This window comes from Streptomyces sp. x-19, assembly GCF_046549115.1.
Taxonomy (GTDB): domain Bacteria; phylum Actinomycetota; class Actinomycetes; order Streptomycetales; family Streptomycetaceae; genus Streptomyces; species Streptomyces albulus_C.
Genome location: NZ_JAJPWK010000002.1, coordinates 656,587 through 665,593, shown reverse-complemented (window position 1 = coordinate 665,593; position 9,007 = coordinate 656,587). Strand labels below are relative to the sequence as shown.

General features: G+C 66.6%; 14 protein-coding genes. All 14 read right to left on the bottom strand.

The window, feature by feature from the left end:
* Positions 1-118 precede the first annotated feature (118 nt).
* Positions 119-583 carry a 50S ribosomal protein L17 gene (rplQ, locus tag ACLJT4_RS07615; protein WP_411121523.1) on the bottom strand — a complete coding sequence of 155 codons (465 nt, stop codon included), beginning with the start codon at positions 581-583 and terminating at the stop codon, positions 119-121.
* 191 nt (positions 584-774) lie between these two features.
* A complete protein-coding gene (locus tag ACLJT4_RS07610) occupies positions 775-1,797 on the bottom strand; it encodes a DNA-directed RNA polymerase subunit alpha (RefSeq protein ID WP_003956430.1) in 1,023 nt (340 codons plus the stop codon).
* 113 nt (positions 1,798-1,910) lie between these two features.
* Positions 1,911-2,537 carry a 30S ribosomal protein S4 gene (gene rpsD, locus ACLJT4_RS07605; RefSeq protein ID WP_016571071.1) on the bottom strand — a complete coding sequence of 209 codons (627 nt, stop codon included), beginning with the start codon at positions 2,535-2,537 and terminating at the stop codon, positions 1,911-1,913.
* A 27-nt stretch (positions 2,538-2,564) separates the two neighbouring features.
* Positions 2,565-2,969 (bottom strand): 30S ribosomal protein S11, encoded by a 405-nt coding sequence (gene rpsK, locus ACLJT4_RS07600; protein WP_004571845.1) that lies wholly within the window; start codon positions 2,967-2,969, stop codon positions 2,565-2,567.
* 64 nt (positions 2,970-3,033) lie between these two features.
* On the bottom strand, positions 3,034-3,414 hold the full coding sequence (gene rpsM / locus ACLJT4_RS07595; protein ID WP_006604894.1) for a 30S ribosomal protein S13: 381 nt from the start codon (positions 3,412-3,414) through the stop codon (positions 3,034-3,036).
* 195 nt (positions 3,415-3,609) lie between these two features.
* Positions 3,610-3,723: a 50S ribosomal protein L36 gene (rpmJ, locus tag ACLJT4_RS07590; RefSeq protein ID WP_003956441.1), complete on the bottom strand. Its 114-nt coding sequence runs from the start codon at positions 3,721-3,723 to the stop codon at positions 3,610-3,612.
* A 60-nt stretch (positions 3,724-3,783) separates the two neighbouring features.
* Positions 3,784-4,005 (bottom strand): translation initiation factor IF-1, encoded by a 222-nt coding sequence (gene infA, locus ACLJT4_RS07585; protein WP_003956442.1) that lies wholly within the window; start codon positions 4,003-4,005, stop codon positions 3,784-3,786.
* 190 nt (positions 4,006-4,195) lie between these two features.
* Positions 4,196-5,032, bottom strand: coding sequence for a type I methionyl aminopeptidase (gene map, locus ACLJT4_RS07580; RefSeq protein WP_411121522.1), 837 nt, complete (start codon positions 5,030-5,032; stop codon positions 4,196-4,198).
* Between the two features lie 107 nt (positions 5,033-5,139).
* Complete coding sequence (locus ACLJT4_RS07575) at positions 5,140-5,793, bottom strand: adenylate kinase (RefSeq protein ID WP_411121521.1); 654 nt, start codon at positions 5,791-5,793, stop codon at positions 5,140-5,142.
* Positions 5,793-7,106 carry a preprotein translocase subunit SecY gene (gene secY, locus ACLJT4_RS07570; RefSeq protein WP_016571068.1) on the bottom strand — a complete coding sequence of 438 codons (1,314 nt, stop codon included), beginning with the start codon at positions 7,104-7,106 and terminating at the stop codon, positions 5,793-5,795. Before secY ends, ACLJT4_RS07575 begins: the two co-directional genes overlap by 1 nt.
* Positions 7,107-7,334: 228 nt before the next feature.
* Positions 7,335-7,790 carry a 50S ribosomal protein L15 gene (gene rplO, locus ACLJT4_RS07565; protein ID WP_016571067.1) on the bottom strand — a complete coding sequence of 152 codons (456 nt, stop codon included), beginning with the start codon at positions 7,788-7,790 and terminating at the stop codon, positions 7,335-7,337.
* A 1-nt stretch (position 7,791) separates the two neighbouring features.
* Positions 7,792-7,974, bottom strand: a complete 183-nt coding sequence (rpmD, locus tag ACLJT4_RS07560; RefSeq protein WP_016571066.1) for a 50S ribosomal protein L30 — start codon at positions 7,972-7,974, stop codon at positions 7,792-7,794.
* Positions 7,974-8,576 carry a 30S ribosomal protein S5 gene (gene rpsE, locus ACLJT4_RS07555; RefSeq protein ID WP_016571065.1) on the bottom strand — a complete coding sequence of 201 codons (603 nt, stop codon included), beginning with the start codon at positions 8,574-8,576 and terminating at the stop codon, positions 7,974-7,976. The genes rpmD and rpsE overlap by 1 nt, the downstream gene beginning before the upstream one ends.
* A gap of 46 nt (positions 8,577-8,622) precedes the next feature.
* Positions 8,623-9,006, bottom strand: coding sequence for a 50S ribosomal protein L18 (rplR, locus tag ACLJT4_RS07550; protein ID WP_016571064.1), 384 nt, complete (start codon positions 9,004-9,006; stop codon positions 8,623-8,625).
* Position 9,007 lies beyond the last annotated feature (1 nt).

The window sequence follows — 9,007 nt, the reverse complement described above, 5'->3', positions numbered from 1 at the left end:
ATCCTCTCAGGCCCACCACAGACGAAAGCGGGCCCGCCCCAAAGGGGCGGGCCCGCTCACCGCTCAGCGACGACGAACGCAGGCGTCCGGGTCACCTCCGCTCACGCGGAGCACGGACTCAGGCGTCCTTCGACTCCTCGGCCGGAGCCTCGGCCGCAGCCTCGGACTCCTTCACCGCGCGCTTGGTCGCGGCCTCGGCCTCGGCGACGGTCGCCTTCTTGGCGATCTCGCCCTCGACCAGCTCGATGACGGCCATGGGGGCGTTGTCACCGCGACGGTTGCCGATCTTGGTGATGCGGGTGTAACCACCCGGACGCTCCGAGAAGCGGGGCGCGATCTCGGTGAAGAGCGTGTGGACGACGCTCTTGTCCGTGACCAGCTCCATGACCTGGCGGCGGTTGTGAAGGTCGCCCTTCTTCGCCTTGGTCACCAGGCGCTCCGCGAACGGACGCAGACGGCGGGCCTTGGCCTCGGTCGTCGTGATGCGGCCGTGCTCGAAGAGGCTGGTCGCCAGGTTGCGCAGGAGCGCCTTCTCGTGGGAAGCGCTGCCGCCCAGACGGGCACCCTTGGCGGGCTTCGGCATGGTGTTTCTCCTCAAACGTCTGCCCCGGCCGTGTCAGGTACCGGAGTCAGTATCCGAGCAGGCGGTTGCCTGTCGGAGATCCGCGCCCCTGCTGGGGCCCGGAGGACCCGCGCCCCCAGCAGGGGCGCGGGGAACCGCGTGGCCGGTCGAGGACCGGCCCGCAGTCAGGATCGAACAGCGAGCCGGAGCCCTCAGTACTGCTCGGTCTCCACGAACCCGGCGTCCGCGTCGTCGTCCGCACCGAAGGCGTCGGCGGCGGCGGTCGGGTCGAATCCGGGCGGGCTGTCCTTGAGCGCCAGGCCCATGCCGGCCAGCTTCGCCTTGACCTCGTCGATCGACTTCGCACCGAAGTTGCGGATGTCGAGCAGGTCGGCCTCGGAACGCGCCACGAGCTCACCCACGGAGTGGATGCCCTCGCGCTTGAGGCAGTTGTAGGAGCGGACCGTGAGCTCCAGCTCCTCGATCGGCAGCGCCAGGTCGGCGGCGAGCGCGGCGTCCGTCGGCGACGGGCCCATGTCGATGCCCTCGGCGTCGATGTTCAGCTCGCGGGCGAGACCGAACAGCTCCACCAGGGTCTTGCCGGCCGAGGCCATGGCGTCGCGCGGACGCATCGCCTGCTTGGTCTCGACGTCGACGATCAGCTTGTCGAAGTCGGTGCGCTGCTCGACACGGGTCGCCTCGACCTTGTAGGTGACCTTGAGGACCGGCGAGTAGATCGAGTCGACCGGGATCCGGCCGATCTCCTGGCCGACCTGCTTGTTCTGCACGGCGGAGACGTAGCCGCGACCGCGCTCGACGGTCAGCTCCATCTCCAGCTTGCCCTTGCCGTTCAGCGTGGCCAGGACCAGGTCGGGGTTGTGCACCTCGACACCGGCCGGGGGCGCGATGTCGGCGGCGGTGACCAGACCCGGGCCCTGCTTGCGCAGGTACATCACGACCGGCTCGTCGTGCTCCGAGGAGACGACCAGCTGCTTGATGTTGAGGATCAGGTCGGTGACGTCTTCCTTGACGCCCGGCACGGTGGTGAACTCGTGCAGCACGCCGTCGATGCGGATCGACGTGACCGCCGCACCCGGGATCGAGGAGAGCAGGGTCCGGCGCAGGGAGTTGCCGAGGGTGTAACCGAAGCCCGGCTCCAGCGGCTCGATCACGAACCGGGAGCGGTACTCGTCGACGACCTCTTCGGTCAACGAGGGACGCTGAGCAATCAGCATGGTGTCTTTCCTTCAGTCATGGACGCCCGCTATTTGACGTCCGCTGCACTTCAAAGGGTACGGGCGGTACGACGCCATCGGCTCCGTACCGCCCGTACCACTTCGCTCAGCTCTTACTTGGAGTAGAGCTCAACGATCAGCTGTTCCTGCACCTGGGTGTCGATCACCGGGCGCTCGGGCAGGCTGTGCACGAGGATCCGCAGCTGAGAGGGCATCGCCTCGAGCCACGCCGGGACGGTCTTCTCGCCGGCCTCCGCCTTGGCCACCTCGAAGGGGGTCAGGTTCTTGGAGCCCGAGCGGACCTCGATGATGTCGTTCACGGCGACGCGGGACGACGGGATGTCGGTCTTGCGGCCGTTGACCTGGATGTGTCCGTGACGCACCAGCTGACGGGCGTGGTCGCGGGACTTGGCGAAGCCGGCCCGGTAGACCACGTTGTCGAGGCGGGTCTCAAGGATGCGCAGAAGGTTCTCACCGGTCTTGCCGGTCTTCTGGTTCGCTTCCTTGTAGTAGTTCACGAACTGCTTCTCAAGGACACCGTAGATGCGGCTGCACTTCTGCTTCTCACGAAGCTGCAGCAGGTACTCGCTGTCCTTGGTGCGCCCGCGACCGTGCTCACCCGGGGGGTAAGGACGGATCTCGATCGGGCACTTCGCGCTCTCGCACTTGCTCCCCTTGAGGAAGAGCTTCTGCTTCTCCCGACGGCAACGCTTGCAGTCGGCCCCGGTGTAACGCGCCATTGTCTAGTTGTCTCCTACTTCAGTGGGTCAGACGCGGCGACGCTTGGGCGGGCGGCATCCGTTGTGCGGGGTGGGGGTGACGTCCTGGATGGAGCCCACCTCAAGACCGGTCGCCTGAAGCGAACGGATGGCGGTCTCGCGGCCCGAACCCGGACCCTTGACGAAGACGTCGACCTTGCGCATGCCGTGCTCCTGCGCGCGACGGGCGGCCGACTCGGCGGCCATCTGCGCGGCGAAGGGGGTGGACTTGCGCGAGCCCTTGAAGCCGACGTGGCCGGCAGAGGCCCAAGAGATCACGTTCCCGGTCGGGTCGGTGATCGAAACGATCGTGTTGTTGAACGTGCTCTTGATGTGAGCGTGCCCGTGGGCGACGTTCTTCTTCTCCTTGCGGCGCACCTTCTTGGCGCCGGCCGTACGGCCCTTCGGAGGCATTCAATATCTCCCGTGGAGGTGGTCGGTCCTACAGCGAAGACCGCTGACGTGGTCCTGCTGAGGACTACTTCTTGCCCGGCTTCTTCTTGCCGGCGATCGCGCGACGCGGACCCTTGCGGGTACGGGCGTTCGTGCTGGTGCGCTGACCGTGCACCGGCAGGCCGCGACGGTGACGCAGACCCTGGTAGCAGCCGATCTCGACCTTGCGGCGGATGTCGGCCTGGATCTCGCGACGGAGGTCACCCTCGGTCTTGAGGTTGTTGTCCACGTACTCGCGGATCTTGACCAGGTCTTCCTCGGCCAGGTCGCGGACCCGGGTGTCCGGGTTCACGCCGGTGGCGGCGAGGGTCTGCTGCGAGAGCGTCCGCCCGATACCGAAGACGTAGGTGAGGGCGACCTCCACCCGCTTTTCGCGCGGGAGGTCAACGCCTGCGAGGCGTGCCATTGATGTGGCTCCTGATGGCTATTCGGAGGTCTTCCGCAGCACCGTTCCCGTAAGACTCTTCGGTATTACGAGCCGGGTCCCCGGCCTCCGAGCCGGGGGTGGCGTCCCTCGCGCGGGGCGCGGGGTCGGGTGACTGCATATGTACGTGATGTGCTTGCGTCGCGCGAACTGCGAAATGCAGGTGGTCGGCGTGCGTCAGCCCTGGCGCTGCTTGTGGCGCAGGTTGTCGCAGATGACCATGACCCGGCCGTGTCGGCGGATCACCTTGCACTTGTCGCAGATCTTCTTGACGCTCGGCTTGACCTTCATGGGATGTGAGGTTCTCCGGGTCAGTGCCGCTGCCCCACGGGAGCGGGGCGTCGGCAAGATCTACTTGTACCGGTAGACGATCCGGCCACGCGTCAGGTCGTAGGGAGAGAGCTCCACCACGACCCGGTCATCCGGGAGGATACGGATGTAGTGCATCCGCATCTTGCCGCTGATGTGCGCGAGGACCTTGTGACCGTTCTGGAGCTCTACCTTGAACATTGCGTTCGGCAGAGACTCGATCACGGTGCCCTCGATTTCGATGGCACCTTGCTTCTTGGCCACGCTTCGCCTTTCGGATCGGCTACCTTGATCAACTCACTTGCACTGCCGCACCCGACGTGCGGGCACACGGGTGCACGAGAGCCGACGCGTCAGTCTACGTCAGTGCCTGAGAAAAGACGAATCCAGGAGTATTGCCCACCACGGAGATCATTACGCGTACGACACGGGTGCGACGCCCACGGACGGACCGCTACGCCAGCGGGTCGGGCGCCGCGGTGATGCCGAGGGAGGCGAGCCTGGCCTTGCCGCCGTCGGGGGCGGTGAGCACCAGCGGACCGTCCTCGGTCAGCGCGACCGAGTGCTCCCAGTGCGAGGACCAGCTGCCGTCGTTGGACTTGACCGTCCAGTCGTCCTCGAGGACATGGGTCTTGGCGGTGCCGAGGTTGACCATCGGCTCGATGGCGATGCAGAAGCCGGGCACCAGCTTCGGGCCGCGGCCGCGCTTGCGGTCGACGTAGTTCAACAGGTGCGGGTCCATGTGCATCTGCGAGCCGATGCCGTGGCCGCCGTAGTCCTCGACGATGCCGTACTTGCCGCTGGCCGGCCGCGGCTGGCGGCGGATGTACCCCTCGATCGCCTTGGAGATGTCCACCAGCCGGTTGCCCTTGGCGACCGCGGCGATCCCCGCCCACATCGACTCCTCGGTGACCCGGCTGAGCTCGACCAGCTCCGCGGAGTGACCGGACCCGACGAAGGCGGTGTACGCGGCGTCGCCGTGCCAGCCGTCGATGATCGCGCCGCAGTCGATGGAGATGATGTCGCCGTCCTGCAGCACCTCGTCGGCGGACGGGATGCCGTGCACGACGACGTCGTTCACGGAGGTGCAGATCGTGGCGGGGAAACCGCCGTACCCGAGGAAGTTGGACTTCGCGCCGTGCTCGGCGAGCACCTTGCGCGCCGCGTCGTCCAGGTCCTTGGTCGTGGCACCCGGCACCGCGACCTCACGCGTGGCCGCGTGGATGGCGGCGACCACCAGCCCCGCCTCGCGCATCTTCGCGATCTGTGCGGGGTTCTTGATCTCCAGCATGCCGGTGCCTTCCGCCTTCACTCTCGTCCGCGGGCTTTTCCCGCCCGCCCAACACTACGGCCGCGGTGCCCGTGCTGGACAACCGCGGCCGTTCGGAGCGTGCCGCTCTACGCGTCGCCGCCCAGGGCGCTCATCGCGCGCTCGGTGACCTCCGCGACCTTGCCGAGGGCAGAGATCGTGGCGACCAGGCCTTGGGCCCGGTAGAAGTCGATGATCGGCTCGGTCTCCGCGTGGTAGACCTCCAGCCGCTTGCGGACGGTGTCCTCGCGGTCGTCCTCGCGCTGGTACAGCTCGCCGCCGCAGGCGTCGCAGACGCCCTCGGTCTCCGGCTGGTTGTACGTGACGTGGAAGACGTGACTGGAGTCCTTGCGGCAGATGCGCCGACCGGCGATCCGCTTGACCACCTCGTCCTCGGGGACCTCCAGGTCCAGCACGGCGTCGAGCTTGAGGCCCTTGCCCTGGAGGTACTCGTCCAGCGCCTCGGCCTGCGCGAGGTTCCGCGGGAAGCCGTCGAGCAGGAAGCCCTCGGCCGCGTCGGCCTGCTCCATGCGGTCCTCGGCCATCCCGATGGTGACCGAGTCCGGCACGAGGTTGCCGGCGTCCATGTAGGACTTCGCCTCGACCCCCAGGGGCGTGCCCTGGGAGATGTTGGCGCGGAACAGGTCCCCCGTGGAGATGTGCGGGATCGTGAGGTTCTTGGCGAGGTACGCGGCCTGCGTACCCTTACCGGCCCCCGGGGGTCCGACGAGGACGATTCGCATCAGCGGAGGAACCCTTCGTAGTTGCGCTGCTGAAGCTGGCTCTCGATCTGCTTCACGGTCTCCAGACCCACACCCACGATGATCAGGATGCTCGTCCCGCCGAACGGGAAGTTCTGGTTCGCGTTGAACAGCACCAACGCCACCGTTGGTACGAGCGCGATCAGCCCCAGGTACAGCGAGCCCGGCCACGTGATCCGGTTGAGCACGTAGCTGAGGTACTCGGCCGTCGGGCGACCAGCCCGGATGCCCGGGATGAAGCCACCATACTTCTTCATGTTGTCGGCAACTTCTTCGGGGTTGAAGCTGATGGCCACGTAGAAGAAGGCGAAGAAAACGATCAACAAGAAGTACGTAATGATGTAAACGGGGTGATTTCCCTTGGTGAAGTTGGTGGCGATCCAGGTCGCCCATGCCGCCTTCGACCCGCTGAACTGTGCGATGAGCGCCGGGATGTAGAGCAGCGACGACGCGAAGATGACAGGAATCACACCTGCCTGATTCACCTTGAGCGGGATGTACGTGGACGTACCGCCGTAGGAACGGCGCCCGATCATGCGCTTCGCGTACTGCACCGGAACGCGCCGCTGCGCCTGCTCGACGAAGACCACGAGGGCGACCATCGCCAGGCCCACCACGATCACCGAGAAGAACTCGATCCAGCCGTCGGCGAGCTTGCCCTGGAGCTTGATCTGCCACAGCGCGCCCGGGAAGCCGGCCGCGATCGAGATGAACATCAGGATCGACATGCCGTTGCCGATGCCGCGGTCGGTGACGAGCTCACCGAGCCACATGATCAGGCAGGTGCCGGCGGTCATCGTGACCACCATCGTGATGGTGGTGAAGATCGAGTCGTTGGGCACGATCTGGCTGGCGACCGGGCAGCTCTGGAAGAGCGCACCGCTGCGGGCGGTGGCCACCAGGCCGGTGCCCTGCAACACGGCCAGTGCCACGGTCAGGTAGCGGGTGTACTGGGTGATCTTCCCCTGCCCGGACTGCCCCTCCTTCTTGAGGGCCTCCAACCGGGGAATCACCACGGTCAACAGCTGGAGGATGATGCTCGCCGTGATGTACGGCATGATCCCCAGCGCGAAGATCGTGATCTGCAGCAGCGCTCCACCGCTGAACATGTTCACCAGGGCGAACAACCCGCTGTTGCCGCCGGCCTGCTTCATGCAGGTCTCGACGTTCGCGTAGTTCACCCCTGGGACCGGGACGTGCGCTCCGATCCGGTAGAGCACGATGATGCCCAACGTGAACAGCAGCTTCTTGCGCAGGTCGGGCGTCTTGAACGCTCGGGCGAACGCGGTGAGCACGGTGCCTCCTGCGCCTCCCGCCTTCACAGGCTGAGAGGTGACGGTCTTGAGGATCGACGAATACGTAGCGGCTGTACCGCGCGGACAGCGCCCGCACGGTGCGTTCCGGAGCGGACCCCGGACAAATCAAACAGTGCAGGCCACCTTACCGGCGACCGTACCCCCGTGGAACGACCAACCGGGGATGCCCCAAACGATGGGCATCCCCGGTCAGTTGAACCAACGAACTCAGAGGAGTTCGGTGACGGTGCCGCCGGCGGCGGCAATCTTCTCCTTGGCGGAGCCGGAGACGGCGTCAACCGTCACCTGCACTGCCACGGAGATCTCGCCGGTGCCGAGCACCTTGACGAGCTCGTTCTTGCGCACCGCGCCCTTGGCGACCAGGTCGGCCACCGTGACCTCGCCACCCTGCGGGTAGAGCGCGGCCAGCCGGTCCAGGTTCACGACCTGGAACTGCTTGTGGGCGGGGTTCTTGAAGCCCTTCAGCTTCGGGAGGCGCATGTGGAGGGGCATCTGCCCACCCTCGAAGCGCTCCGGAACCTGGTAACGGGCCTTGGTGCCCTTGGTACCACGACCAGCGGTCTTACCCTTGGACGCCTCACCACGACCGACACGGGTCTTGGCGGTCTTGGCGCCCGGGGCGGGCCGGAGGTTGTGGACCTTCAGCGGGTTGCTCTCCGCCATGTCAGTCGACCTCCTTGACCGACACGAGGTGGCGGACGGTGTGCACCATGCCGCGGTACTCGGGACGGTCGTCCTTGACAACCACGTCGTTGATCCGCTTCAGACCAAGCGAACGCAGGGTGTCGCGGTGGTTCTGCTTGCTGCCGATCACGGACTTGACCTGCGTGATTTCGAGGCGAGCCATTACGCACTCACCCCTGCACGCGCCCGCAGCAGAGCGGCGGGGGCCACGTCCTCCAGCGGCAGGCCACGACGGGCGGCGATCTCCTCGGGCCGCTGCAGGCCCTTGAGCGCCGTCACCGTGGCGTGCACGATGTTGATCGGGTTGGACGAGCCGAGCGACTTGCTCAGCACGTCGTGGATGCCCGCGCACTCCAGGACGGCGCGCACCGGGCCACCGGCGATCACACCGGTACCGGGGGAAGCCGGCTTGAGCAGGACGACGCCCGCAGCCTTCTCGCCCTGGATCGGGTGCGGGACGGTACCGGCGATACGGGGGACCTTGAAGAAGTTCTTCTTGGCCTCTTCCACGCCCTTGGCGATGGCAGCCGGAACTTCCTTGGCCTTGCCGTAACCGACACCTACGGTGCCGTCACCGTCGCCCACCACGACGAGCGCGGTGAAGCTGAAGCGACGACCACCCTTGACAACCTTGGCGACGCGGTTGATCGCGACAACGCGCTCAACGTACGCGGTCTTCTCGGCGGCAGCGCCACCGTCGCGACCCTTCCGGTCCCGCCGCTCGCCGCCACCGGCACCGCTTCCGCGGCGCTGGGGTCCAGCCATTGGATTTACCTCTCTCTGTTACGTCCGCTAGCTCCGGAACCGGGGCTTAGAACTTCAGCCCGGCTTCGCGGGCGGCGTCGGCCAGAGCGGCAATCCGCCCGGCGTACTGCTTGCCACCGCGGTCGAACACGACGGCCTCGACACCGGCGGCCTTGGCACGCTCGGCGACCAGGGCGCCCACCTTCTGGGCCTGGGCGCTCTTGTCGCCCTCGCCACCACGGATCGACGCGTCCAGGGTCGACGCCGAGGCCACAGTGTGGCCCGCAACATCGTCGATCACCTGGGCGAAGATGCCGCGGTTGGACCGCGTCACCACCAGACGCGGACGCTCCGAAGTACCCGAAATCCGCTTGCGGATGCGGATGTGGCGACGCTTGGCGGCAGCGCGCTTGTAGGCGTTGCCCTTAGCGATCTTCACACCGTATGCCATG

Excerpts from the sequence above, each read along its gene's own strand:
- rplQ (WP_411121523.1), bottom strand. The coding sequence starts at position 583 with ATGCCGAAGCCCGCCAAGGGTGCCCGTCTGGGCGGCAGCGCTTCCCAC.
- ACLJT4_RS07610 (WP_003956430.1), bottom strand. The coding sequence starts at position 1,797 with ATGCTGATTGCTCAGCGTCCCTCGTTGACCGAAGAGGTCGTCGACGAG.
- rpsD (WP_016571071.1), bottom strand. The coding sequence starts at position 2,537 with ATGGCGCGTTACACCGGGGCCGACTGCAAGCGTTGCCGTCGGGAGAAG.
- rpsK (WP_004571845.1), bottom strand. The coding sequence starts at position 2,969 with ATGCCTCCGAAGGGCCGTACGGCCGGCGCCAAGAAGGTGCGCCGCAAG.
- rpsM (WP_006604894.1), bottom strand. The coding sequence starts at position 3,414 with ATGGCACGCCTCGCAGGCGTTGACCTCCCGCGCGAAAAGCGGGTGGAG.
- rpmJ (WP_003956441.1), bottom strand. The coding sequence starts at position 3,723 with ATGAAGGTCAAGCCGAGCGTCAAGAAGATCTGCGACAAGTGCAAGGTG.
- map (WP_411121522.1), bottom strand. The coding sequence starts at position 5,032 with ATGCTGGAGATCAAGAACCCCGCACAGATCGCGAAGATGCGCGAGGCG.
- ACLJT4_RS07575 (WP_411121521.1), bottom strand. The coding sequence starts at position 5,793 with ATGCGAATCGTCCTCGTCGGACCCCCGGGGGCCGGTAAGGGTACGCAG.
- rplO (WP_016571067.1), bottom strand. The coding sequence starts at position 7,790 with ATGGCGGAGAGCAACCCGCTGAAGGTCCACAACCTCCGGCCCGCCCCG.
- rpmD (WP_016571066.1), bottom strand. The coding sequence starts at position 7,974 with ATGGCTCGCCTCGAAATCACGCAGGTCAAGTCCGTGATCGGCAGCAAG.
- rpsE (WP_016571065.1), bottom strand. The coding sequence starts at position 8,576 with ATGGCTGGACCCCAGCGCCGCGGAAGCGGTGCCGGTGGCGGCGAGCGG.
- rplR (WP_016571064.1), bottom strand. The coding sequence starts at position 9,006 with ATGGCATACGGTGTGAAGATCGCTAAGGGCAACGCCTACAAGCGCGCT.